Consider the following 23487-nt stretch of genomic DNA (forward strand, 5'->3'; position numbering starts at 1 on the left):
AATCAAATCCGGTAGAGGGGAAGGAGTATTAATAATGACTCAAAATAACAATAGTACCACGGACATTGATCGATATTGGAAGTTTCGCGCTCAAAATCTGCCACAATCAGGGTTTCAAAATTATGTTCCAGTTGATGCTGTAGAGGTTAAGATCTTGGATGCCTGTAATAGAGCATGCACCTTCTGCGTCAATGAAGACTACAGTGGGAAGCAGGTCAACCTTTTTGACTCGACGCTGTTTTTACACTCGCTATTTGACTGGGTGGATGATCCGTATGAGGCAGAAAAACCGGCTGCATTGTATCTTACTGGTGGTGAGCCACTGATAGCACTCGATGAAGTGGAGAAAATTGTAAGACCTGTTGCAGAACGGCAGATAGCGACAAGGCTTGTCACCAACGGAACTCTACTAAATAAACAAAGAGTTTCACGACTGGCTGAGATGGGACTTACAGGAGTAAAAGTGACCTATACTTCAACGGAAAGCGAACGTTTATTTAAGATAGTTAAAGGATCTCATCGCGAAGATCCGCAGAGGCTTCTGGACGGAATTCGTAGAGCCAAAGATGCTGGACTGTGGACATTTGTCCGGATTGGTATTGGACGTCACAACTATGACGAAGTCGTTAAGATCTATCAGCTTATGCGTGACATCGGAGTGGATGTAATCCAGATGAAGCCATGGATAGCCTCAGGGCTTGCTGCCATAAACAGTGACGAGTTATTACTAAATCCTGAGGAGTTACTGACGTTGTTTTCTCAGACCGCCGAGGCCATTGGGATTGAAGCCCTGCAGGCGACAAAGCCTGAACTAACTGTTTCGTGTTATCCGCCCGCCCGTTCGTTTGGTTATACTGTCAAGGATTGTGCGAACATCTCGAAGATATACTGTGAACCGAGCGGGAATGCACTCATTTGTAACTTCGCTGATGAATACTTGGGAAGTTGGCGTCCGGAGGATGGTGGCTTAGGAGCCGTAGTACGGCGACGCAGGGAGATCTACCAACAAACTATAGATGAACACGGTGTGGCTTCCTGTCCAGCACGCTTCAATTGGTCGGAACCTCAAGCTGTAGTTAGTCCGGTGCCGACCGATTGGAAAAAGCGCAAAGAGGGGGATATCAATGAACTTCCAGCGGGTACTAATACTTAACCGAAAACCACTGCATGAGAGACGTCTGCACGAATGGCTCGAGGAATCCTCAAAGTCTATTGTATTGATCACAACGAATGATGCCCTTTTAGGATCACCGATTATTGCCGAAAGAGAGTTTGTTGCAACCGAAGTTGTTGAGGATTACTATTCATGGTCGGTGGAACAAATTGCTGAGTCACTTGGTCGTTTGCACAACATAGATCTCATAGTCAGTTCCAGCGAAGACGATGTCGTTCGCGCTGCAAGAATCCGGGAGCGATTAGGTCTACCTGGTCAGTCCATGACCTCAGCCATTGCGTATAGAGACAAGCTGATGATGAAACAGTTTTGTTCCGCGGCAGGAGTTAGCGTGCCGAAGTTCACAGCAGTAGATTCGCCTATGGACCTGTTGACTTTCGTAGAAACACACGGGTTTCCGATTGTGGTTAAACCTCGTTATAGCGCTGGTTCGAATGGTGTACAGATACTCACAAACATGAACGAACTTAAAATCTTCGCCGCTTCGGGTGCACTCTCTGCAGCCCCAGATTCCTCGGGGCGTTGGATGGCGGAGACATATGTACAATCATCGGAGTTCTTCCACATCGATGGTTTGATGGAGGGCGGGAGAATACTTCATTGTTGGCCAAGTCAATATTCGTCCGGAAATCTTGAATCCGCCAAAAATTCGACACCCTTGTGGAGTGTAATGATCGATGCTGACGATCCCGTTCATTCACAACTCAACATATTCGCTCAACAGATCATTGCAGCACTTCCTATCACACCGTTTCCAACGAGTTTTCATTTGGAAGCCTGGATGACCAACGACGGTCCGATATTCTGCGAAGTCGCTTCACGTACCGGTGGTGGTCCCATTGCTCATTGTTACTTTGAAGCATTCGGAATTCATCTTTCGAAGGAGAACATAAGAGGTCAAGCAGGACGCTCGTTAGAACTAACCGTACAGCCATCCAGACCGAAGCGATACATTGGGTGGTTGCTTGTACCTCCTGGTCATGGAAGATTCGTTCCCCCCTCAGGCTCCTGTCCGGTGCCTGGAGTCACTATTACGTATGATCTTGAGGCAGGTACAAACTGTAGCGGGGCACGACATCTAGGAGACTCGGCAGCAACGGTAATTGTATCAGCAGAGTCTGCCCAAGAAGTAACGAGACGGGTACAAGATGCCCTAGAATGGTGGGAAGGTGAGTCACAATGGGTGATATAAATTTGGTTTCACAGAATCGTCACGTACGGAGGATTGCGATTCTCAACAAGAAAAGTCTCGCAAGCCATACCTATGATAAATGGATTTCTGATGCAGATTCTGACGTAGAGGTTATGCTTTTCACCGAAGAAAACACTGAGTCCCGTGCATTTCTACCATTAATCCAAAACAAATATGCACACACTGCTTTGTACGACTCGTGGAAGATTGGCCGATTACCTGATATCGATATTGCCGAAATACACAAAGAGCACCCGTTCGATAGAGTCGTTGCTCTTAGTGAATGTGATGTCGTTCGGGCCAGCGAGTTGCGGGACTCTCTGGGTATTACTGGAATGAATACTGTGGTAGCTCGTGCTTTCCGAGATAAAGTACTGATGAAGCAGCTAGCAGCAAACGCTGGGCTTGCAGTACCGGCATTCGCCTCAGTTACGACAGCCTCAGACCTCCTTGACTTCGCAGAAGCAAATCCAGGACCGATTGTAATCAAACCTACTGACGGGGCTGGATCTGTCGGGGTAAGCGTCTTCCAAGACAAGAGTGAACTTCTGTCTTGGATACGAACGCAACGGCAGGTTAAGGACGAGCCCATGCGCTATATGATCGAAACATACGTTGATGCGCCAATGGTTTCAGTGGACGGAATAATGACTTCGGGTAAAATAATTACAGCAATGACCTCTAGCTATCAGGGAACTTGCCTTGATGCCCTAATGTCGCAGCAACCCGTAGCAGTGCTTCAACTGGACTCAACATCTGGAACAGGAAAACGTGCTCTTGATTATGCTTCGAGGCTTATTGCTGCGTTTCCTACTCCGGTTGAACCCACCAGCTTCCACCTCGAGCTATTCGATGTTCAGTCGGGACCCTTGCTGTGTGAAATTGCTGCAAGGACAGGAGGTGGAAAGATTGACGATCTTGCGACCCACGTGCTCGGACTCAACTTAGAGCAGTGGTCATGCCTGGGGCAAGCGGGTTTATCCCCGCAAATAGTAGCTCCTGCATGTTCTCGCAGTTCGGACTTTTTCGGAGCGATATTATTACCTAAACGTGGAGGCGTTCTGACTTCAGCCCCGACAGAATGTCCGTTAGATGGCGTCATTGACTACCGCTTACACTATAACGTTGGTGAACGAATAATGCCAAATAAAAAGTCATCCGATGCAGTGGCCGATCTAGTTTTCAAGTCATCTGATGTTAGTAGTCTGCACGCACTTTACGAGAATATCTTGGAATGGCATGCAAAAGAATTTCAGTGGTCGTTATGAAGAGATCCAGTGAAAGAATCTCGCTAATAGATGATCAGCGTAATGAATCCTCTGCTGTGAGACTTCTAGCTATTGGTGCTGGTATTAGTTCCGCAGGCTCTGGACTATTCGCATCGAGCGCAATAGTCTTCTTTGTAACTCGTGTCGGCCTTCCTCCAGGGCAAATAGGTTCAGTTTTGTCGGTTGGTGCTGTCGCTGGACTCATCCTGTCTATTATAATTGGTCGAGTGGCCGATCGAGTTGGTATTCGTCACATGCTAATTGCTATTGCTTTATTGAGGGCAGCTGCATATGGAAGCCTAGCATTTGTTAACGGTATTATTACTTACAGTGTATTCATGATAGTTGCCATTGTAGGCGATCAAGCTACACCGGCACTTCAACAAGCTTTAATTGGGCAGATCATTAAAAAGGAAAAAAGGACTACTGCTATGGGTATCATGCGGGCAGTGCGAAACATTGGTTCAACGATCGGTTTGTTGATCGGTGGACTCGTACTCTCTGCAAAATCGGATCTTGTTTATCGCCTCGCGCTAATGACAAATGGTATCTCTTTTGTTGCTCTTGCCGTTGTGATCGCAATGTTACATACCGAAGCAGAAGATTCCTCTAGACCTCCTTCAAGGGTAAGTTTTAACACAAAAACTAATAAATCACCTCTGCGATCAGTTCCGTTCCTTGGATTGATAGGCGCGAACGCCATGCTTCTACTTCACGATTCCGTCCTGTTAGTATTACTGCCGATATGGGTCGTACAACGAACCTCTTTTTCGCCCACTATGGTCGCAGTCTTAATTGCTATCAATACAATTGTGACAGTTGCTTTCCAACTCTTTATACCTAGAACAAGGTTTGGAAAACGATGGAGGTCTATACTTGTCGGTGCCACAATATCATTGGTGGGTATGTGTGTTGCATTCGCTGTTGCGCAAAGCCAACAAAATTTAGTTGTAGTAGCCATGTTTACAGTTTTTGCCGTACTTGCGCTAACGATTGGTGAGAACCTGCATTCAATCGGAGCTTGGGATCTTTCTTTCCAAATGGCACCACCAGATCGATTAGCAGAGTACCTAAGTGCGTTTCAATTGAGCAACGGACTAAAGGCGATCGTGGGACCAACACTCGTTACAGGAATTGTCTTGACTAACGGGTTAGGTGGCTGGGCGTTGCTAGCTGTGCTATTTACTGTTGGTGCTTACGGAACTTTGCGACTGGGAGTAAGAGTTATCAATAAGGACAGCTCATAAAGTAGATGGAGGGGGTATCTTTGTTGCTAATGATCTGTAGAGGAGGAGGTTTTCCAGATATCATCCATTAACGTTTGGGAATCGCGTAAAGACAAGTGTAATCTGCCGAATTACGACGTTCTAATATTTCGAAGAGTAATCAGAATGAAATGATCATAGGGTTCCAACATGATCAGCCATCCGCTACATCTATATTTGAATTTCTTGTAGCGGTCGTAGCGACTTTTTAAGGGGGTGCTAAAGTTGGACTTGAAGCTTGAAGGACGAGTAGTATATGTTACAGGAGGCAGCCGCGGTATCGGCAAAGCTATTGTTACCACTCTGCTCAGCGAGGGGGCTTGCGTGGGTACATGCGCTCGCAACCTTGCGGAGTTAGAACAGTTGCGTGACTCGTTACCAGAATCAGTGCGCTCTAGACTCGCCATCCAGGAATGCGACGTTCGTAACCCGGAAGCTGTTCGCGCAGCCGTCACAAACACAACTGAACAGTTTGGCCATCTTGATGGCATTGTGGCAAATGCCGGATTTGGGACTTCCGGTCGAGTGCTAGAAACACCAATCTCTGAGTGGATGACACAATATGAGATGAAACTGCTAGGCGTCCTTAATTTGGTGCAAGCAGCTGCTCCTGCCTTGCGTCAATCCGATGCCGGCCGTGTGGTCATAATGAATGGTGTCACGGCGCGTGTACCGGATAGTGAGATGGCTGCAGTTAGTGCAGCACGAAGCGCCGTTAGCCATACTGCATATTTACTAGCAACTGAATTCGCTTCTGACGGGATTTGTGTTAATGTAGTAAATATAGGAGCAATAGAGACAAACCGTCAGCGCGTTCGATTCGAGCGTTCCGGTTCCTCAATGACTTATTCCGCTTGGGCTAAACAGGAGGCGGAACGTCGAGGAATTATTCTCGGCAGATTTGGGCGAACAGATGAGGTTGCACCGTTAGTTATGGTGCTCCTTTCGCCACTTTCGTCATACATCACAGGAAGCTCGATTGACATAGCTGGAGGTCTAAATGCGAGGCCCTAATTATGTGCTTATGGGTTTGACATGGAAGAAGCGAGTGGCACTGTCAGGATTGATTTGGCAAGTAGATGTTCCTCTTAGTGTGGAAGGAAAAGTAGATGCTGAGCAGGTCACTGTGGAAGTTGTGAAATTTATAAGTTGTTTAACAAAAACGTTCATCAAAAAATGATGAACGTTTTTTCAGATAATCGATATAACTCAATAATTTGATTGGCTATATACATAATTTGAGCTTAATTTCCGTTCCGACTGTCACTTACCCCAAGGAGACATTTTTCTTCTAAATTAAATAATGATAAATTTTGGTTATGAATATTTACAAAATGTAGTACGATTAATGTGTCTACCATATTTTTCAATCATAAAAAGGAGATTAAAATGATTCATCTTTATTTATCCGATTTATTAACGCGCTGTAATTATGATTTAAATAGAACTTTACTTATACGTCATTCCTTAAAGCATGAACGATTTATTAAAGCGTATCGAGATGGCTTTCTACGGGAATATACGCAAAAACAATTGCTCCATTTCTATGATGCCTATGATCATGTTATTGTCTTTTCAGCGGATGAAGGCACGACTGCAAAATATCTAACATCATATGAAGTAAGGCATGGTGCGTCACCGATTGTAGCCCCAGATTGTTCGCCATTTTTGTTAGAGCCTTATAAAGGTGAAATCATGCATCCGTTATTTGAAATCTCAAATGACCCTTTACGGCCTTACGAAAATAAATTATTTATTGAATGGGGAAGGGCTGCCGTAATATGGTATCAAAAAGGCACCAATAAAAAGGTCATTACACAGCTCGTCAACACGAATAATTTTATCTTTTCCAGGATACGAAAACGTCCTGTTAACGTTCCAAGAGCTCAAACAAATCATTGATAATCCTCAAGCATATGCGGATTGGCATATCGCTTTAAGTTCAATCAATGCGATTTACGCCATCACAGATTGTTCTAACGGAAAAATTTATATTGGCTCCTCCTACAATAAAAATGGATTGCTCGGTCGTTGGTCAGAGTATGCCATAACGATTCATGGTGGCAATTTAGCATTTGAGGAGCTACATGCCAAAAACACAAATGCTCATTTACAGTTCCAATATACGATTTTAAAAGTGCTGCCAAAGGATATTACGCATTAGAAGCCATCGAGATCGAAAACAATTTTAAACAAAAGCTACAAACAATTCCGTTTGGTTATAACCATAATTAAAATTGAAGAAACAATTTAAACTACTTTAGTGATGGTTATAGCATAATTTAAGGACAAATGAGGTGAAAATATGCTTGCGGATATACACGGGAAAATAAGTGAATCCGGCAGTAACTTAACAGATCGATTGGAGGATTATTTAACAGGAACATTTTTCGGTACTTTGCGTTATATAAGCTTTCATAAAGGGTTAGGTGCTTTATTAAGTAGAACAATGAAGCCCATTGAGATGCGCGCAACTATTACAAAACTCACTTATGACTATTGGGCAAGATACGTGGAGTTTTGGCCGTATCATCAAGAAGGCGAATTTGATGTTGTGATCGATTTTCCTGAACTGTTAATAGGTATTGAGGTCAAGTATTTAAGTGGTTTATCTTCAAATGATGAAGAAGACTTTGTAATGCCAGAAGATAGTAAAAATCAGTTATCTCGCGAGGCACGAATTTTACAAAGTCGTTCAAATAAACCGAAACTTTTACTATTTATCGCACCTCAAGGTAGTTGTCAATCGATCTACAAAGCTTCATTGCCAAAAATGCCAAAAGACGTAGCGTTTGCCTATATAACATGGGAAGATTTATATGAATCATTAAAATTCATACAAAGTGATAACATTTATGAGCAGGTGATGGTGGCGGATTTACAAGCATTTTTGAAAAAAAGAGGATTTGAACGCTTTAAATCTATGGAAGTGGAATCTGAAACCATCACAAATGAGCATTATCAATTTAATAGTAAAAAAATAGAGCTATTTTCTTTTCAAACGACTATTGAGGTCAAGGAGGATTATTATGTCTTTAGAAACGAATATAACTAATGCCTTTGCAGTTATTCATCAAACATATGAAAATGTACAAAAGCTTATGAGTTTTGTAAGAGAGATAAGTGAAGAACATGGGTATGAGTGTAAAATTGATCGATTTTTACGCTATAAATCAGATGTACATGTTGATGGATATTACATTCATGATTTCATCGTATTATTTCAAAGCACCGATGATAGTATTCTTGAAACAGGTTGGCGTGATGGTCCCATTTATTCTTTAGAAATTGAACTGTTTAACCCAACAAAAAGAGATAAGCCCATGCTGTATGCAAGCAAATACACTTATGCAGATATAGCGTCGTGGACCTCTGGCAGCGCTTCAGGAAATCATTACGTCTTTTACACTCCTGGCCGTAACGATCATTTTGACACTGTAGAGGAAAATGATGATGTTTATAAAATAACGCCAATTAACGAAGAGCATGCAGATAAATACTACTTAGGCCTGCGAGAAGTACGTTATATTGGAACGCCACTCGTTGATATAACAGCTGACAACATTCCTACTATATTGTTTGGAGGTTTTGATAAGCTGTAATTAAAATTATCTATTCCGAAAATAAAACAACATTATTATACGAAGTAATGAAAAACTTTCATTCAGCTTCATTGCTCAATTTATTGATATCCGTACATGAAAAAAGGGGAAGAATATTTAATGGAAGAATTTTTAGATTGGAAAGATGGTGCTAGAGGACATCAATTTATAGCTTCCTTTAGCGGGGGAAAGGATAGTGTCCTAGCACTCTATAAAGCAATGAAGGTAGGAGAGGCGATTGGACTTATTGTTATGATGGAGGAAGAAGGGGAACGTTCAAGATCTCATGGAATGCCTCCGGAACTCATACAGGCACAAGCTGATTCTATAGGTTTACCAGTCTATACTGCTGCGGCTAGCTGGTCCGATTACGAAAAAGTTTTTATCCGTCTTTTAGAAAAAGCTAAAGATCAAGGTGCCGAAGTGTTAGTAACAGGAGACTTAGATATGCCTGCTCATGGCTGTTGGCATGATAAAGTTACGAAGGCTGTTGGTTTAAAGCTTGGTATGCCGTTATGGGAAATGAACCATCGTGAGGCTGTCGAAGAGTTCATAAATTTAGGATTTGAAACAATCATTGTCACGGTCAATTTATCATTGGGAATGCGGGAGGACGATTTAGGAAGAGTGTTAACCCATGAATACGTGAAGGAGCTTGAAGCACGCGGCATTGACCCTTGCGGAGAAGGTGGGGAATTCCACACTACTGTAATAGACGGACCTCTTTTTAAACACTCCATCTCCGTTCGTAAATGCAACATTATAAAAGACGGAGAATATGCTTTTTTACCTTTGGAGCTAGATTGAAAAGCAAAGCTGTTACGAGAAATACTGCAAAATAGGAGGGGAGATTGTGTTTACAGCAATTATTTTTGATGTCGATGGAACAATTTTGGATACAGAGCAAGCCATACTAAAATCTCTACAGAAGGTTTTAAAGGACGAAGAAAAGAAAGAATATGCGTTACAAGATTTAAGATTTGCCTTGGGAATTCCAGGGAAAGAAACTTTAAAGAAATTAAATGTACCAAATATAGATGTTGTTCATCCAAAATGGTCTAAGGCTGTACTAGATTTTTCTCATGAGGTTTCCGTATTTGCAGATTTAGAAGACGTCATTAAGGATTTAGCTCTACGTCAATTTAAGCTTGGTATTGTTACATCGAAAACGAAGAAAGAACTAAAAGAAGAATTCGAGCCATTTGGTTTAAGTGGTTACTTTGAACAAACCATTTGTGCATGTAATACTGATAAGCATAAACCTAATCCTGAACCGCTATTAGCATGTTTAAAACAATTAGATGTTTCTAATGATCAAGCACTTTACATCGGGGACTCTATATACGACCTGCAATGCGCACAAAGCGCTGGTGTGAAATTCGCACTCGCTTTATGGGGTTCAAAGACAAGAGAAGGGTTTCAAAAAGCTGATTATATATTAAACAAGCCAAAGGATATACTAGATTTACTTTAAACCAAATAGGAAAGACTCATTAAAAAGTTGGCTTCTTAACGAATAGGCGTTAAGTGGCTTCTTTTTCATATAAATTAATTGTTGATTAATAAACTGAATAGTTTTAATATTTTGTTTATAATAGTATTTTTTTACTCTTTAGGAGGGATATTGATGGCATTACGAGTAGGTGAAAAAATTACATTTGAGTGTACGTTTACAATAGAAGATGTTGAATTATTTACAAAGTTATCAAAAGATGAAGGGGTTCATCATATCACACCTGACGAACAAGGTCGTTTTGTCGTTCAAGGGCTTTTAACAGCAACACTTCCTACGAAAGTTGGTGGTGACTATAACGTGTTAGCTCGTAAAATGAATTTCGAGTTTATACGTCCAGTTTTTAGTGAAGATACAATTCGTTGTGATGTAATTATTGAACAGTATGAACCGGATGAAAAAAATCGTACGGCAATCACTACAACATTTACATGCACAAACCAACTCGACAAAGAGGTATTCAAGGGAAGTTTTTCAGGCACCATTCTACAAAAGGCGGAAGTTAGTAAATGAAAACTGCTGAAATTTCCAAATGCCAATTGTATTATTTGAGCCAAAACAGCAGATTTTAATTGATGGTGAAAATGATGTTGGATGGTTGAATATTCTCCGCGAAGATACAAATAGTTTTAGACACCTTCTTCATTTCAACATTGGTTGCGATTATCGCAATCATTCTAGCTTTGAGATTCGGAGAGACGTTCTAGTGAATAGGTATAATTAGGAAGTACTTTCCTGGATAACTTGAGGAGGTATTGCGGTGAACCAACACCAAATAATAATTACTCCGTATCACCCCAAATACGCTGAACAAACTGTGTCTATGTGGCGAGATAGCAAGGAACAGGCTATCGGACAGAAAGAAATTCACAGCTTTGAAAATCATGTTTACTTTTTAAATAATCTATTAACTGAACAGTTTCAAATAGATGTAGCGTTAATGGATGAAAAAGTAGTCGGAGTGATAGCTTACAATAAAAGGGAAATAAATCAACTATATATCCATATAGATTATCAAGGAAAGGGTATAGGTCAAATATTACTCGATAAAGCAAAAGCACAATCCAGCGGGCGATTAACATTATATACCTTTGAAGTTAATAAAAAGGCACAACGATTTTATGAAAAACATGGATTTAACATCATAGGTAGAGGCCATGAAAATGAAGAAAATCTACCGGATATTCAATATGAATGGATATCCCCAAAATAATGCAATTGAGCTATTATAGGAAAGCAAAGCAGCGGTACGTATCGACTTTTTAAGGAGGTGCTAAAGTTGGACTTGAAGCTTGAAGGACGAGTAGTATATGTCACAGGAGGCAGCCGCGGTATCGGCAAAGCTATTGTTACTACTTTGCTCAGCGAGGGGGCTTATGTAGGAACGTGCGCTCGTAACCGGGCGGAGTTAGAACAGTTGCGTGACTCGTTACCAGAATCAGTGCGCTCTAGACTCGCCATCCAGGAATGCGACGTTCGTAACCCTGAAGCTGTTCGCGAAGCCGTCGCAAACGCAACTGAACAGTTTGGCCGTCTTGATGGCATTGTGGCAAATGCCGGATTTGGGACTTCGGGACGAGTGCTAGAAACACCGATCTCAGAATGGATGACACAATATGAGATGAAACTGTTAGGCGTCCTTAATTTGGTGCAAGCAGCTGCTCCTGCCTTGCGTCAATCCGATGCCGGCCGTGTGGTCATAATGAATGGTGTCACGGCGCGTGTACCGGATAGTGAGATGGCTGCAGTCAGTGCAGCACGAACCGCCGTTAGCCACACTGCCTATTTACTAGCAACTGAATTCGCTTCTGACGAGATTTGTGTTAATGTAGTAAATATAGGAGCAATCGAGACAAACCGTCAGCGTGCTCGATTCGAGTGTTCCGGTTCCTCCATGACTTATTCCGCTTGGGCAAAACAGGAGGCGGAACGTCGAGGAATTATTCTCGGCAGATTTGGGCGAACAGATGAGGTTGCACCGTTAGTTATGCTGCTCCTTTCGCCACTTTCGTCATACATCACTGGAAGCTCGATTGACATAGCTGGAGGTTTAAATGCGAGGCCCTAATTAGGAACGATTTGGTAAGTAGATGGCTCCCCTTAGTGTGGAAGTTGTGTAATTTATAAGTTGTTTAACAATACGTAAAAACGTTCATCTGAAAATGATGAACGTTTTTTTTAGATTATCGATATAACTCAATAATTTGATTGGCTATATATTCAGAGCTGAACTGAATCCCATCTTTGAGCCACCACATGATTATTCCAAGTACTGAAGATGCCAGAATATCCATTGACAGAGTTGATTTCGTAGAAGTACCATCATTTTCACGTTTTATTACAATCAAATCCGTTAGCATCATATGAAATTTCCTTTTGAAACCAGGGTGCTCAAATAAAACAGCTAAAATTTTTCGATGCTTATAAAAATAGTCTAAAAGTGTAATTAATTGTTCTTGATTATTTAAGTTATCAATTTGTAAAGTCGGAGATATTTTCAACGACAGGTCGTCGAAAATATCGTATACTACCTGCTTTAATAAATCATTAATATCTATAAAATGTAAATAAAAAGTTGCCCGATTTAGCTCAGCACGCTTGGCTATTTTTTGTACTGTAAGTTTTGAAATATCCGGGTTTTCAGTCAATATATCTACGACAGCTTCTTTAAACACTCGTTTAGAGCGAATAGCTCGTGGGTCTTGCTTTTTATGTGTGGTCAATTTAATTCTCCTTTATCTATTAAATACAAATTTCATTAATAGTTTTTTTAAATTTGTTGTTTAATTAACACTTCTTGAAAAATTGTAAATAGGCATCAAAAAATAAAAATGTTATTATCTATTTTATTGACACAGTGTTAATAAAACAAGTAGAAAGAGGAATTTTGTAATGTCGGAATCAATCAATAAAAAAGTATTATTAACAGTCTTAATCTTAGGATGTTTTTTATCTACACTAAATCAAACACTGTTAAACGTTGCATTAAGTAATTTAATGGCCGTATTTTCTGTTTCTGCTACAACCATTCAGTGGTTATCTACGGGCTTTATGTTGGTAAACGGGGTGCTAGTCCCGATTACTGCATACTTGATGAAACGTTTTTCTACTCGCCAATTATTTATAAGCTCAATGCTTTCTTTATTAATAGGCTCTATTCTTTGTGCCGCAGCACCAAACTTTGCTACCTTACTAATTGGTCGAATGATACAAGCCGTTGGTGCAGGAATTATTATGCCCTTGCTAATGAGCATCGTGATGTTTATTTTTCCTCCAGAAAAAAGAGGCAGTATGATGGGGCTAATAGGACTCGCCATAATTTTCGCACCAGCAATTGCACCAACATTAGCAGGCTTTGTTATTGATTATTATTCATGGCGTTGGTTATTTATCGGACTTATTCCATTAGTCGTGATTATCATTGTAATGGCCATGAAATATTTAATTAATGTTTCCGAAACAGCAAAAGCGAAGTTAGATATAATGAGTGTGATATTATCAACAATTGGCTTTGGACTTATACTGTACGGCTTTAGTAATGCAGGAAGCCACGGTTGGGATGATAAAGTCGTTATAGCTTCTATACTTGTGGGAATAGTGACGATAACTATATTCTGTTATCGACAAATCAAATCTTCTGATCCACTTCTTAATTTATCCGTGTTTAACAATAAAGTATTCACGCTAACTTCCATCATCAACATGATTGTCACAATGATGATGTACGCGGATATGATATTATTACCAATATATTTACAAAACGGAAGGGGATTTACAGCATTAGACGCTGGTTTATTATTATTACCGGGAGCTTTGGTAAATGCCTTTATGTCTCCAATTACAGGGAAAATGTATGACCGCTTTGGTGCAAAGCCGTTATTTATTATCGGTTTGATTTTTATCATTCCTTCAATGTGGGTTGTCACAGACTTAACAGAAACAACAGCTTTTAGTTTTTTAATGATACGCACCATTTTCCTACGTATAGGATTGAGCTTTATCACAATGCCATTGAACACAGCTGGTTTGAATGCCTTACCTAAAACACTTGTAACACATGGAACAGCCGTGAATAATACCCTACGCCAAATTTCGGGTGCAATTGGAGCTGCTGTAGTTATTACAATTTTCACAGCACAAACGACAAACCATGCGAATACATTGATGGCAGAAACACCAAATGCTACGGTAGAAGCTATTCGCGCGCTTGCTTCCATCTTAGGTTCAAGTGATGCCTATTATTTCATGACTATCTTAGCGATCATCGCATTTGTTTTAACGCTATTTGTTCCATCTAAAAAAATGCTCAAACAACAAGCATAACTTTTAAGTCAGTACAATTTTGTACTGGCTTTTTTTACTTCATAAAATACGAGCATCTGCATAGACGGTTGTTTGCTGACAAATCGCCTTTGGTTATAGGATAATGATGTTATACTTGATGGTCAAAATTCAGTGGCAAACGATAAAAAAGGATGTGCTAAAAAATGAATATAGAAACGGTTATGCAGGAGCTTAAAGCTCTCGGTAAGGAACGGACTAAAAAAATATACATTTCCAATGGTGCGCATGAGCCACTTTTTGGCGTGGCAACAGGGGCAATGAAGCCAATAGCAAAGAACATAAAAATAGATCAAGCATTAGCGGAAGAACTATATGCCACAGGCAACTACGATGCCATGTACTTCGCAGGCATTATTGCAGATCCAAAAGCAATGACTGCGTCTGATTTTGATCGTTGGATGGATTCGGCATATTTTTATATGCTGTCTGATTATGTGGTAGCCGTAACTTTGGCGGAAGCAGATATTGCACAGGAAGTTGCTGATAAATGGATTGCTAGTGGTGAAGAGTTGAGAATGTCAGCGGGTTGGAGTTGCTACTGTTGGCTTTTAGGAAATCGCTTAGATGTTGAATTTTCAGAGAGCAAAATTGCTAGCATGCTTGAGCAAGTGAAAAATACGATTCACGATTCACCAGAACGAACGAAATCAGCCATGAATAATTTTCTATACACGGTTGGGATTTCATATGTACCACAACATGAAAAAGCGCTCGAAATTGCGAAGGAAGTAGGTCCAGTCGAAGTCAAACGGGATAAGAAAAAAAGTAGTATTCTACACGCTTCCGAAAGTATTCAAAAGGATATAGAAAAAGGAAAGCTTGGTTTCAAACGTAAATATGTAAGATGTTAAAAAAACGGAACCTCCAAATTTTTTACTTTGGAGGTTTTTCATTAACACCTTTTTGGTTACGGACCTTAATAATGGTAAAATTGGAATGGGTAAATAAATTATTCGAGGTGCGCCAATATGAAAACATATAAAAAACATCTAATTCCCATATGGATTGTATTATTTGTTGTGTATTTATTTATATTATTTATTTATCAAATTTCTCTAAGTCAAAAGCCTACTATTATATTTACAGTCACCCATATTTGTACTTCAACTATGATCAGTTTATTTGTTATAGGTGTAAAATCGGACAACAAAAAATTAACAAATTTTATTTCTATTCTAGCTATTACGATTCTCTTCATTTGTTCAATAGGTGTGGCTGGTTATTTTAATCATCATAAACATGATGATTTCCAGAAGAAAGAGATTTTATTAACTGGTGCATCGGGAGCATTCCAATCACTTAATATAAAAAGTGAAAACATTGTATCTGTTGATGTTGGGGAATTTACCGAACATGCCAAAACTGATGGTTTTCCTTATAGATATAAAGTAAAAGTCGTAAGTTCTGACTCTGAAAAACCCTATTATTTCGAATGCTCGGATTCTAAATGTGAAACGATGGTAAGGTATTCATATCCAGTTGAAGATTAAGGGGAAAATTGGATTGTCTTTAAGTATTTAAATATGAGTGTAGCTGGTTTTCGTGAAAAGGGCTATTTTTAAGCTGAAATCATGCAATTTCATTTACGCAGCTTACTTCATATTCCTCAATTAATCTAAAATTTCATTTCAAGGGTTAAAAATACATTGCTAAAAAACTTTAAAAGTGCGGAAGGTGAAATTACTAAACAAGCTACTCTCAGATCTTGTCAAAGAAAATGGCGCCTCATGTTTGTATGAGACGCCATTTCAGTATGATCATTTTCGCCTTGGCGTGAATGAAGATAAAAGTTATCGAGTTAATCGTTGTGTAAAGGCATCTAATTGTATCAATGTTACATTGTCGTTTACTCCAAATGTTCCGTCTCCCTTACCTACCGTAATTTTATTGGAAGAAAGAATAGCTACATAATTATATGCCCAATGTGCACTTGGAGCATCTGAGAATTCGTCTGCTTTTCCTTGTTGTTTTAGTTTAAAGGCTTCCACTAAAACTTTTGATAATTGACCGCGTGTAAGAGGGGAACCTGGATTGAACTTTCCATTTTCATCACCCGTAAAAACGCCAATTTTCTTTAGTGCTACAGCAGCACCAGCATATTTAGAAGATGGTTGAACATCAGGGAAGCTTGAATTTGTATCACTTGTATCTAAATGTAAGATGTTAGCTAAACGAAGAGCTACCTCTCCACGTGACGCATAGATGCTAAAGTCTATATCAGTACCTTTTACTTCTCCATTATCGAAGTTTGCAATACGTTTTGCACCTATGTAACGAGATCCCCAATAATATGGGTCGTTAATTTTATCCATTTTAACCCCAGAACTTGTAGTAGCAGAAATAAAATTGCTATCACCTATGTATATTCCAACATGCGAAACACCGTCTCCTGAAGTATTAAAAAATACGAGATCCCCCGTCTTTAAATTGTCTTTTGAAATAGAAGTACCTTGCTGATATTGAGCTTGTGAAGTACGTTCTAATGAGATTCCTAAATTGGAAAAAACCAATTGAGTATATGCTGAGCAATCAACACCAGTCTTAATATCTGTTCCTCCATATTTATAAGGAACTCCGATGTATTCTTTTGCTGTATTTGTTATATCTGTTATTGTCGCTGCTTTAGCGTCACTAATACCAATTCCTGTGAAGAGTGTAAAAGATGCAAAAATTGGTAGTAACCATTTTTTCTTCAATTAAAACTTACTCCTTTCAAATAGCTTTCGCTTTTGACTAAAGTAAGAATATCATGAAACATATTAGCGTGATTTTTCATTTATATTACTGATTATTACTAAACAACAAAATTGCAACCTTAATTTTAACTCTGTAAAACTCCTGCAATAATCGTGGGTAATTTTACTAAAAATATATGAAAATATAGGGTTGGGTGGTATATAAGTGTAAATTTTAAAATTTCATCAAATCTTTATTAGGGATATTATATCAGTTTCCCCTACAGGGATTAGAAAGGGGAGAGGGGAGAAATGATTGGCAACTGGTGAATTTATAGTTTTAGATAAAAGAAATTAAAGAAAGCAGCGCTAATCATCAATAATGATCATTTTTGGGTTTATGCGCAGGTTAATTCAATAACAGATATGTAAAATATAGGTTATGTAGTTATGCTATTATAATAGATAACTGTATTCAAAGGAGGATGAATATGGAATTAACCATTGGCATTGCACTTATACTTATTGTATTTTTTTCTTCAAATATTATAGAAAAGAGATTAAAGAAAATAGAAACACAAAATAATCGTATGATAGAAATTTTAGAAGAAATTAGGGATAAGAAATAAAGGTTCTACCTAATAGATTGTCAATAAAAAATAGTAATGGAGGTAGATTGTATGGATTCTAATTATAAATGTTTTATTGATATTCGTTTCAGTGGTGGAGATATTCAATTTGACGTTTCGAATGACACACAGTTATTTAGTTTTAAATCAGGTATAGGTTTTGTAGCTATCCCACATTTTTTCTCAACTCTTTCCTCTCTATATAAAGGAGAAATCAGTGAGGCAAGATTGGATTGTCATGGAAACTTTGATTACTATATATTTTCCAGTGATGGTACAAACCTTTTTATTGAACATACAAGCCATTATCCAGATGGTATATTTAACTATCAATTTAAGCTAAAAGAGTATATCGAAGCTATTGATACAGAATTTCAGAAATATCTGCAACAACTTGAAAAGGAAGGAATTTTACCTTTAAAAACTAAAGAATTTGCTCATCCATTAGGGGATGATGTATTAAATTCTTTTTATGAATTTTCATCACTTTTAAATTTAATGGGTGCAAAAATGAATGATAACATAGATAAATCTAATATTGGATATACGTTTTTTAAACCAACAGGAGTACGTCATGAATTTCCTGTTGTCAACTTAGTGAAGCAACAAGTAATTGGTACTGTTTTATACAAAGAAAAAATATATATGACTGTTGTTATTGACTTGCAAGCAAATACTATACAAGTTCAGGGAGACGTTGCTGAATTAGGAGATTTAACTATTAGTAGAGATTCTTACATTGATATGTTCAAAGGGCAGGCAAAGTTTTTTATTGATAATAATATTTCTAATCCAGAGAAGTATTATAATGATTTAATAAATAATCAATCATCTTAAACTTTATTATTTTATAACGGAGCAGGATAATGGGAAAATCTACGTTAAAGCAATGATGTTAAACTGGAATATACAAAAATTCGGAGGTGATTATATGGAAAAATCAATACATTATACGATAGAACCCCCTAATGACTTTGAGCAGTTATTAACCTTATATGAATCTCTAGGATGGAATTCACTTAAATTAACAATTAATGATTTGGAGCAAATGTGCAATCAAAGTTGGTATGCAATTTATGCTTATGACGAAAAACAATTAGTGGGTATGGGACGTGTTATTTCAGATGGTGTAATTACTGGAATAATATGTGGATTATGTGTTCTACCAAGCTATCAGTCTGAAGGTATCGGCAAAGAAATGCTGAATCGAATAATTCAACATTGTGAGCAAAATCGAGTAATTCCTCAACTAATGTGTGTTGAAAGCTTGCAAACCTATTATGAAACTTTTGGGTTTAAGAAATTTTCCATTGGAATGACAAAAAGTGTAGATCGTTAAATCTAATTTGTTATTCACTATCAGATGCGATTGTTCAATGGGATCAGTCACTTCTTGTGTTAACGGTGCAATTCAAACGAGGTGAAAAAATGTATTGGGAGACTCTTCCTAACTGGGTTTGGATCATTTATTACTTATTTATAATAGCAACATTGGGAACTGCAATATTTAGTGTGATTCGAAAGAAAAAGATAATTTTATCCTTTATCACCATATTTATTACAATAACAATACCTATAATTAGTATTATAAACAGCATTGGGAGAGAAAAAGGAGTGGATGAGTTTGAACATTTAGTTACTCATTTACAACAAGGATCTCCCTGGGCTATTTACGCAATCATAGGTTACTTATATATACTTGTTTGGTGGATTATGTTTCTAATTAAAAATAAAGAGAAGGCCGTTCCTTATTAAACTAAATATTGGTACGTATTTCTGTTTTCAAAAATCCAAGGTAAAGTTTGTTAATACAAGTACAAGCTATTATCGGTACTTTAAAAACTGGTTATCCCTTTAATCATAGAGATTTTTTTCCATAAATTCGGTTGACATAAAAAGTGTATTAAGCGTATAATACATCACGAAGAGTGTATTATATGTTTAATACATCTTTACGTTTTTTTGAGGATGGTGTATTAAGTTGTTAATACACCAGACAGATTAGCAGGCAATGGCTAAATAATGGGTGTATCTTTATAAAAAGTAAATTGCCCAATTATTATGCCCAATCTGTATTAAGTGGTTAATACACGAAAATATGATTTTCCGGGAGTTGAGTTAATTGACTGTAAAGTTTAATAATCGGGATCCAGTTTATGTCCAGGTTATCCGGCATTTTAAAGAGCAAATCGCCAAGGGTTATTATGAACCTGGTCAGGAGATTCCTTCAAGAAGGGAACTGGCCAATCAGCTGAAGATTAACCCCAATACCGCACAACGAGCTTATAAGGAAATGGAGGAACAAAGATTGATTTTTACTGAAGGGAATATGCCGAGCTGCATTACTAAAAATGAAGCGGTCCTTAAAAGTGTCCGTGAAGAATTGATTATCGAAGCGGTTGACTTATTTTTAGGTTCTATTAAATCCATCAATGTGCCGCTATCCGAAGTGTTGGAACTAGTTAAGAAAAAACATGATGCCGAAAGCGGTGAAGCGGAGGGATCGAAATGATCGAAGTAAAAAATGTCAAGAAAAAATACGGCAGGAAACAGGTTTTAAAAGGTCTTTCTTTTACTGCTGAAAAAGGTGAAATTACTTGTTTAATCGGAATAAATGGAGTCGGAAAGACGACAATCATGAAAGCTATTATGGCGCTTACTCCGATTAATAGCGGTGAGATTTTGATTGATGGGGAAAAAATCCGAAAAGAAAGCTTTGAGAAAATTACCTTTATTCCAGATACGATTACGATGTTGCCACAAATGAAAATCAGTGAAGCCTTAGCGTTCATGGCTGATTTTTATAATAATTGGAACACTAATAGAGCAGAAGAGTTACTGCAATTTTTTAAACTAAACCCAACTGAACGGATTGCTAATTTATCCAAGGGGAATACAGCTAAAGTGAATATGCTATTAGGTTTGGCACTTGATGTAGATTATTTACTAATGGATGAACCATTCTCTGGTATCGATATTTTCTCTCGTGAACAGATTGCAGAAGTGTTTACAAGCCATTTAATTGAAGAGCGTGGTGTCATTATCACAACGCATGAAATTAGTGATATTGAGCACTTGATTGATCGAGCAGTTCTTATTGATAACGGTGAAGTAGTAAAGGAATTTAGCGTGGAGGAAGTGCGTGAGAATGAAGGGAAATCAGTCGTTGATATTATGCGGGAGGTATATCGGGGATGAAAAACTATTTAAAACTAGTTAATTTCGAAATCAGTCGATTTTTTAAATTGTATCTAATCCTAGTAGGTTTGACAACTGTATGCCAGGTCATTGGGGCGGTGATTGTCTCACAAGTATATATGAGAGATGCAAAACAGGTGATGGCTGAAAAGCAATTATCCATGAACCAATATATTGAGGCAAATGGAACTTTTTCTTTTTATCAATTCGCTAATTCTGGATGGTTTCTGTTGCCAGTCTTTTTTTGTATCGCTATGTTGATGATTTATGTTTTCTTTATATGGTATCGGGATTGGTTTGGAAAAAATACGTTCATTTATAGATTACTAATGTTGCCAACTGAAAGAATTACTATTTATTTCGCTAAATTAACGGCCATTATGCTTTTGGTGCTTGGTTTAATTGCTTTGCAAATAATGTTAATTTTGATAGAAAAACAAGTCGTGAATAGTATTATACCAACAGATTTCCAATCTAGTTTTTCAATTTATGATAGTTATAGATATAGTCTAGAAATGTGGAGCTGGTTTTATCCGAATACCTTTACAGAATTCATTTTAGTATATGCACTCGGGTTCTTAGCTGTAGCAGTACTTTTCACGGCCATTTTAATTGAGCGGAGTTATGGTTTGAAAGGAATTTTCGGGGCAATTTTTTATGGATTACTATCACTCGGTGTCTTTTTTGCTCCAATATTTTTGGCAGATTTTTATACAAACTACTTTTACCCACTTGAAATCTTCTTAATGGTAATGGTAGCAAGTATCGTCGTTTTAGGAAGTGCCATTTGGTTTGCACATCATTTGCTAAAACATAAAATCAGAGTCTGACGGGAGGATTGACAATGAAAAAATATTGGCAAACAATATTGATTAGTTTAATAGTCGTGGTGACAATCGGTACTTATTATTTCCAACAAGCAGCAATGGCTCCCAAAAATGATGTATCCTTTAAAATTGAAGCTATTAGTGGGAACAAGGAAGAAGTAGAAAATCTTATCCTTCAAACAAATTTTCAAAGTGGAGATATTCATCGTTGGTTGTACATAACAAAGGATAGTTCTACTAACAGGATGAATCGATCATTTTTTGCGGGTTTGAACGCTTCGAATGAAGATGAAATATTTGGGGAATTCATACAAAAATATCGCAAATTTATGCGAGGAAAAGACTTGTATCAGAATAAGTTTTTTGAAGACGAAGCACATTTGATTTACACAACCTTTAAAGATAATGGTCAAAAAGAGGGCAGAGGAGATTTTTTAACTCTTCAAATCGATACACTTGATAAAAATACAAATGACAGTTCTTCTTTCAAAATCAATACGCCAGCACAAGCAAGCTATGACTGGATCAATGTGAGGGGTGTTTATGTAGGAGAAGGTAAAATAAGGATATTGGCAACGATCTATCTCATTAATGGTGGGGAGGAGCTGCATATATTTACAGTTGATGAAAACAAAATGGAATTAGAGGATGACTCAGTCCTTGCAAAATTAGCATCGGAAGAAAGAGGCATGGAAGGTATCCGTATTTTTAATGAATACAATATTAAAAAGGAAAATCACTTCTTATATATGGTAAGAAAATACAATAACTATAAGGGAGAAGGAGCAGAGCCAGAAATTATCTCTAGCCAAACATATATTTATAACAACACTACTAATGAAGTTGAGGAGTGGATAATCCCTGACAAATTAAATCCATATAGCAAGTGGATGGTTCTTTATGAATCATATATATATATTCCTGTTCATTCAGCCAACGGTTTAGAGTTGAACCGTTACAATATTGAAAAGAAACAGTGGGAAGAGCCTTTAAATATAAAATATTCAAGCAAAGTTAGTGATGAAGATATTCCTTTTTTAAAGATTACAGATGGTAAGGTATATTTAGTGAATCGTGTTTCTGACGGTCATTTGTTGTTTATCGGTGATTTACGTACAGGTGAATCATTATATGAAGGTAAAATCATCCTCGAAAACAGAGAAAATATAAATGCAGATTACACACTTAATATCGAGGATTTATATAACATTAATTAAAGAACATACAATTTAAAATTTTGATGGTGTTTAATTGGTGATCCCAAAATTAGAGTAAGTAGCTTTGGTAGGTATGAATTCTATGATTCATATCTACCGATTTTTGATCCTTGGGTAGATGATTGTGAATTATTATCAAATTATTCTTCGACCATTTTACATAAACAAGTTTCATTGCAGAAAAGGATGGTAAACTTGTGGGTTTTCTAATAGGATTCCTTTTTGAAATTGAGTAGAGATAGAATTGTTGATAGTCTATCAATAATTACAGACCGTGATGGACCAAATCAAGACAGAGTTTTATTTGTCAAAAAATTAGATTAAATTCTAGAATAAATTGAAACGCTTTTTTACTTAAGAAGCAGGTTAGTCTTATAATAAATTCCATTTTTATAACGATTTTACTATTAGTTTCGGTGAACCGTACCATAAGTAGGTGAGGTTTTTAGGTACAGTTAGAAATCTCTTTCATCTATAAAAAGCCAATATCCAATTAGCTTTAATTATTGGATTTAAAAAGTAGACCTAGTAGTAACCACTCCAGTAAGGGTGGTCTATGCATTTGATTTTTATTTACAATTAT

29 protein-coding genes and 1 pseudogene are annotated in these 23487 nt (G+C 37.8%); 27 read left to right on the forward strand and 3 right to left on the reverse strand.

The window, feature by feature from the left end; all coding sequences use genetic code 11:
- Window positions 1-34 precede the first annotated feature (34 nt).
- From ACIQXF_RS02425 to ACIQXF_RS02440, 4 genes and pseudogenes are all read left to right on the forward strand, one after another.
- A complete protein-coding gene (locus ACIQXF_RS02425) occupies window positions 35-1153 on the forward strand; it encodes a radical SAM protein (RefSeq protein WP_402778619.1) in 1119 nt (372 codons plus the stop codon).
- 319 nt (window positions 1154-1472) lie between these two features.
- Window positions 1473-1667 (forward strand): annotated as a pseudogene (locus tag ACIQXF_RS02430) (ATP-binding protein); the annotation flags it as partial.
- Window positions 1668-1955: 288 nt separating this feature from the next.
- On the forward strand, window positions 1956-2366 hold the full coding sequence (locus ACIQXF_RS02435) for a hypothetical protein (protein ID WP_402779109.1): 411 nt from the start codon (window positions 1956-1958) through the stop codon (window positions 2364-2366).
- Window positions 2354-3634 (forward strand): ATP-grasp domain-containing protein, encoded by a 1281-nt coding sequence (locus tag ACIQXF_RS02440; RefSeq protein ID WP_402778620.1) that lies wholly within the window; start codon window positions 2354-2356, stop codon window positions 3632-3634. Before ACIQXF_RS02435 ends, ACIQXF_RS02440 begins: the two co-directional genes overlap by 13 nt.
- Window positions 3635-3668: 34 nt before the next feature.
- Here ACIQXF_RS02440 and ACIQXF_RS02445 read toward each other — a convergent pair whose 3' ends face one another.
- Window positions 3669-3839, reverse strand: a complete 171-nt coding sequence (locus ACIQXF_RS02445; protein ID WP_402779111.1) for a hypothetical protein — start codon at window positions 3837-3839, stop codon at window positions 3669-3671.
- Between ACIQXF_RS02445 and ACIQXF_RS02450 the strand changes: the two genes are divergently transcribed.
- The 12 genes from ACIQXF_RS02450 to ACIQXF_RS02505 all read left to right on the forward strand — a co-directional run bounded on the left by ACIQXF_RS02450 (window position 3757) and on the right by ACIQXF_RS02505 (window position 12082).
- Window positions 3757-4881 carry an MFS transporter gene (locus ACIQXF_RS02450; RefSeq protein WP_402779079.1) on the forward strand — a complete coding sequence of 375 codons (1125 nt, stop codon included), beginning with the start codon at window positions 3757-3759 and terminating at the stop codon, window positions 4879-4881. The genes ACIQXF_RS02445 and ACIQXF_RS02450 overlap by 83 nt on opposite strands.
- Before the next feature lie 234 nt (window positions 4882-5115).
- On the forward strand, window positions 5116-5913 hold the full coding sequence (locus tag ACIQXF_RS02455; protein WP_402778622.1) for an SDR family oxidoreductase: 798 nt from the start codon (window positions 5116-5118) through the stop codon (window positions 5911-5913).
- Window positions 5914-5923: 10 nt separating this feature from the next.
- The gene (locus tag ACIQXF_RS02460) at window positions 5924-6079 is read left to right on the forward strand and encodes a hypothetical protein (RefSeq protein ID WP_402778624.1); all 156 of its coding nucleotides are present in this window, start codon (window positions 5924-5926) and stop codon (window positions 6077-6079) included.
- Between the two features lie 209 nt (window positions 6080-6288).
- Window positions 6289-6801 (forward strand): hypothetical protein, encoded by a 513-nt coding sequence (locus ACIQXF_RS02465; RefSeq protein WP_402778626.1) that lies wholly within the window; start codon window positions 6289-6291, stop codon window positions 6799-6801.
- Between the two features lie 118 nt (window positions 6802-6919).
- Entirely contained in the window at window positions 6920-7063 is a 144-nt protein-coding gene (locus ACIQXF_RS02470) for a GIY-YIG nuclease family protein (RefSeq protein ID WP_402778628.1), read from the forward strand.
- Between the two features lie 141 nt (window positions 7064-7204).
- On the forward strand, window positions 7205-7954 hold the full coding sequence (locus ACIQXF_RS02475) for a hypothetical protein (RefSeq protein ID WP_402778631.1): 750 nt from the start codon (window positions 7205-7207) through the stop codon (window positions 7952-7954).
- Complete coding sequence (locus tag ACIQXF_RS02480; RefSeq protein ID WP_402778633.1) at window positions 7929-8501, forward strand: hypothetical protein; 573 nt, start codon at window positions 7929-7931, stop codon at window positions 8499-8501. Before ACIQXF_RS02475 ends, ACIQXF_RS02480 begins: the two co-directional genes overlap by 26 nt.
- Before the next feature lie 120 nt (window positions 8502-8621).
- Window positions 8622-9308 (forward strand): Dph6-related ATP pyrophosphatase, encoded by a 687-nt coding sequence (locus ACIQXF_RS02485; protein WP_402778635.1) that lies wholly within the window; start codon window positions 8622-8624, stop codon window positions 9306-9308.
- Between the two features lie 46 nt (window positions 9309-9354).
- A complete protein-coding gene (locus ACIQXF_RS02490; RefSeq protein WP_402778637.1) occupies window positions 9355-9975 on the forward strand; it encodes an HAD family hydrolase in 621 nt (206 codons plus the stop codon).
- A gap of 153 nt (window positions 9976-10128) precedes the next feature.
- Window positions 10129-10527: a hotdog family protein gene (locus tag ACIQXF_RS02495; protein ID WP_402778639.1), complete on the forward strand. Its 399-nt coding sequence runs from the start codon at window positions 10129-10131 to the stop codon at window positions 10525-10527.
- A gap of 247 nt (window positions 10528-10774) precedes the next feature.
- On the forward strand, window positions 10775-11227 hold the full coding sequence (locus tag ACIQXF_RS02500) for a GNAT family N-acetyltransferase (protein WP_402778642.1): 453 nt from the start codon (window positions 10775-10777) through the stop codon (window positions 11225-11227).
- A gap of 57 nt (window positions 11228-11284) precedes the next feature.
- Window positions 11285-12082: an SDR family oxidoreductase gene (locus ACIQXF_RS02505; RefSeq protein ID WP_402778644.1), complete on the forward strand. Its 798-nt coding sequence runs from the start codon at window positions 11285-11287 to the stop codon at window positions 12080-12082.
- 115 nt (window positions 12083-12197) lie between these two features.
- Here the strand turns inward: ACIQXF_RS02505 and ACIQXF_RS02510 are convergent, their stop codons facing one another.
- Window positions 12198-12737 carry a TetR/AcrR family transcriptional regulator gene (locus tag ACIQXF_RS02510; protein WP_402778647.1) on the reverse strand — a complete coding sequence of 180 codons (540 nt, stop codon included), beginning with the start codon at window positions 12735-12737 and terminating at the stop codon, window positions 12198-12200.
- A 169-nt stretch (window positions 12738-12906) separates the two neighbouring features.
- Between ACIQXF_RS02510 and ACIQXF_RS02515 the strand changes: the two genes are divergently transcribed.
- From ACIQXF_RS02515 to ACIQXF_RS02525, 3 genes are all read left to right on the forward strand, one after another.
- On the forward strand, window positions 12907-14337 hold the full coding sequence (locus ACIQXF_RS02515) for a DHA2 family efflux MFS transporter permease subunit (protein WP_402778650.1): 1431 nt from the start codon (window positions 12907-12909) through the stop codon (window positions 14335-14337).
- A gap of 164 nt (window positions 14338-14501) precedes the next feature.
- On the forward strand, window positions 14502-15209 hold the full coding sequence (locus ACIQXF_RS02520; RefSeq protein ID WP_402778653.1) for a DNA alkylation repair protein: 708 nt from the start codon (window positions 14502-14504) through the stop codon (window positions 15207-15209).
- Window positions 15210-15326: 117 nt separating this feature from the next.
- Window positions 15327-15848 carry a hypothetical protein gene (locus ACIQXF_RS02525; protein WP_402778656.1) on the forward strand — a complete coding sequence of 174 codons (522 nt, stop codon included), beginning with the start codon at window positions 15327-15329 and terminating at the stop codon, window positions 15846-15848.
- Window positions 15849-16148: 300 nt separating this feature from the next.
- On the opposite strand, the gene ACIQXF_RS02530 is transcribed toward ACIQXF_RS02525, so the two are convergent.
- Window positions 16149-17054 carry a C40 family peptidase gene (locus tag ACIQXF_RS02530; protein ID WP_402778659.1) on the reverse strand — a complete coding sequence of 302 codons (906 nt, stop codon included), beginning with the start codon at window positions 17052-17054 and terminating at the stop codon, window positions 16149-16151.
- 470 nt (window positions 17055-17524) lie between these two features.
- Here ACIQXF_RS02530 and ACIQXF_RS02535 point away from each other — a divergent pair, with 470 nt between their 5' ends.
- The 8 genes from ACIQXF_RS02535 to ACIQXF_RS02570 all read left to right on the forward strand — a co-directional run bounded on the left by ACIQXF_RS02535 (window position 17525) and on the right by ACIQXF_RS02570 (window position 22904).
- Window positions 17525-17662 (forward strand): hypothetical protein, encoded by a 138-nt coding sequence (locus tag ACIQXF_RS02535; protein WP_402778662.1) that lies wholly within the window; start codon window positions 17525-17527, stop codon window positions 17660-17662.
- A gap of 51 nt (window positions 17663-17713) precedes the next feature.
- Window positions 17714-18499, forward strand: coding sequence for a hypothetical protein (locus ACIQXF_RS02540; RefSeq protein WP_402778664.1), 786 nt, complete (start codon window positions 17714-17716; stop codon window positions 18497-18499).
- Between the two features lie 94 nt (window positions 18500-18593).
- On the forward strand, window positions 18594-19001 hold the full coding sequence (locus tag ACIQXF_RS02545; protein ID WP_402778667.1) for a GNAT family N-acetyltransferase: 408 nt from the start codon (window positions 18594-18596) through the stop codon (window positions 18999-19001).
- A gap of 65 nt (window positions 19002-19066) precedes the next feature.
- The gene (locus ACIQXF_RS02550; RefSeq protein WP_402778670.1) at window positions 19067-19417 is read left to right on the forward strand and encodes a hypothetical protein; all 351 of its coding nucleotides are present in this window, start codon (window positions 19067-19069) and stop codon (window positions 19415-19417) included.
- Window positions 19418-19784: 367 nt separating this feature from the next.
- Window positions 19785-20174 carry a GntR family transcriptional regulator gene (locus ACIQXF_RS02555; RefSeq protein WP_402778672.1) on the forward strand — a complete coding sequence of 130 codons (390 nt, stop codon included), beginning with the start codon at window positions 19785-19787 and terminating at the stop codon, window positions 20172-20174.
- A complete protein-coding gene (locus tag ACIQXF_RS02560; RefSeq protein ID WP_402778675.1) occupies window positions 20171-20860 on the forward strand; it encodes an ABC transporter ATP-binding protein in 690 nt (229 codons plus the stop codon). The genes ACIQXF_RS02555 and ACIQXF_RS02560 overlap by 4 nt, the downstream gene beginning before the upstream one ends.
- Window positions 20857-21690 carry a hypothetical protein gene (locus ACIQXF_RS02565; protein ID WP_402778678.1) on the forward strand — a complete coding sequence of 278 codons (834 nt, stop codon included), beginning with the start codon at window positions 20857-20859 and terminating at the stop codon, window positions 21688-21690. Before ACIQXF_RS02560 ends, ACIQXF_RS02565 begins: the two co-directional genes overlap by 4 nt.
- A gap of 14 nt (window positions 21691-21704) precedes the next feature.
- Window positions 21705-22904 (forward strand): hypothetical protein, encoded by a 1200-nt coding sequence (locus ACIQXF_RS02570; RefSeq protein ID WP_402778681.1) that lies wholly within the window; start codon window positions 21705-21707, stop codon window positions 22902-22904.
- The last annotated feature ends 583 nt before the right edge of the window (window positions 22905-23487 follow it).

Origin of the sequence: Lysinibacillus sp. NPDC097231 (assembly GCF_044761885.1) — a bacterium.
Taxonomy (GTDB): domain Bacteria; phylum Bacillota; class Bacilli; order Bacillales_A; family Planococcaceae; genus Lysinibacillus.

Coding starts and splice junctions, on each gene's coding strand:
- ACIQXF_RS02475 (WP_402778631.1), top strand. CDS start 7,205: ATGCTTGCGGATATACACGGGAAAATAAGTGAATCCGGCAGTAACTTA.
- ACIQXF_RS02570 (WP_402778681.1), top strand. CDS start 21,705: ATGAAAAAATATTGGCAAACAATATTGATTAGTTTAATAGTCGTGGTG.
- ACIQXF_RS02535 (WP_402778662.1), top strand. CDS start 17,525: ATGGAATTAACCATTGGCATTGCACTTATACTTATTGTATTTTTTTCT.
- ACIQXF_RS02425 (WP_402778619.1), top strand. CDS start 35: ATGACTCAAAATAACAATAGTACCACGGACATTGATCGATATTGGAAG.
- ACIQXF_RS02435 (WP_402779109.1), top strand. CDS start 1,956: ATGACCAACGACGGTCCGATATTCTGCGAAGTCGCTTCACGTACCGGT.
- ACIQXF_RS02480 (WP_402778633.1), top strand. CDS start 7,929: ATGTCTTTAGAAACGAATATAACTAATGCCTTTGCAGTTATTCATCAA.
- ACIQXF_RS02545 (WP_402778667.1), top strand. CDS start 18,594: ATGGAAAAATCAATACATTATACGATAGAACCCCCTAATGACTTTGAG.
- ACIQXF_RS02515 (WP_402778650.1), top strand. CDS start 12,907: ATGTCGGAATCAATCAATAAAAAAGTATTATTAACAGTCTTAATCTTA.
- ACIQXF_RS02540 (WP_402778664.1), top strand. CDS start 17,714: ATGGATTCTAATTATAAATGTTTTATTGATATTCGTTTCAGTGGTGGA.
- ACIQXF_RS02460 (WP_402778624.1), top strand. CDS start 5,924: ATGGGTTTGACATGGAAGAAGCGAGTGGCACTGTCAGGATTGATTTGG.
- ACIQXF_RS02525 (WP_402778656.1), top strand. CDS start 15,327: ATGAAAACATATAAAAAACATCTAATTCCCATATGGATTGTATTATTT.
- ACIQXF_RS02495 (WP_402778639.1), top strand. CDS start 10,129: ATGGCATTACGAGTAGGTGAAAAAATTACATTTGAGTGTACGTTTACA.
- ACIQXF_RS02445 (WP_402779111.1), bottom strand. CDS start 3,839: ATGAGTCCAGCGACAGCACCAACCGACAAAACTGAACCTATTTGCCCT.
- ACIQXF_RS02560 (WP_402778675.1), top strand. CDS start 20,171: ATGATCGAAGTAAAAAATGTCAAGAAAAAATACGGCAGGAAACAGGTT.
- ACIQXF_RS02440 (WP_402778620.1), top strand. CDS start 2,354: ATGGGTGATATAAATTTGGTTTCACAGAATCGTCACGTACGGAGGATT.
- ACIQXF_RS02465 (WP_402778626.1), top strand. CDS start 6,289: ATGATTCATCTTTATTTATCCGATTTATTAACGCGCTGTAATTATGAT.
- ACIQXF_RS02520 (WP_402778653.1), top strand. CDS start 14,502: ATGAATATAGAAACGGTTATGCAGGAGCTTAAAGCTCTCGGTAAGGAA.
- ACIQXF_RS02485 (WP_402778635.1), top strand. CDS start 8,622: ATGGAAGAATTTTTAGATTGGAAAGATGGTGCTAGAGGACATCAATTT.
- ACIQXF_RS02565 (WP_402778678.1), top strand. CDS start 20,857: ATGAAAAACTATTTAAAACTAGTTAATTTCGAAATCAGTCGATTTTTT.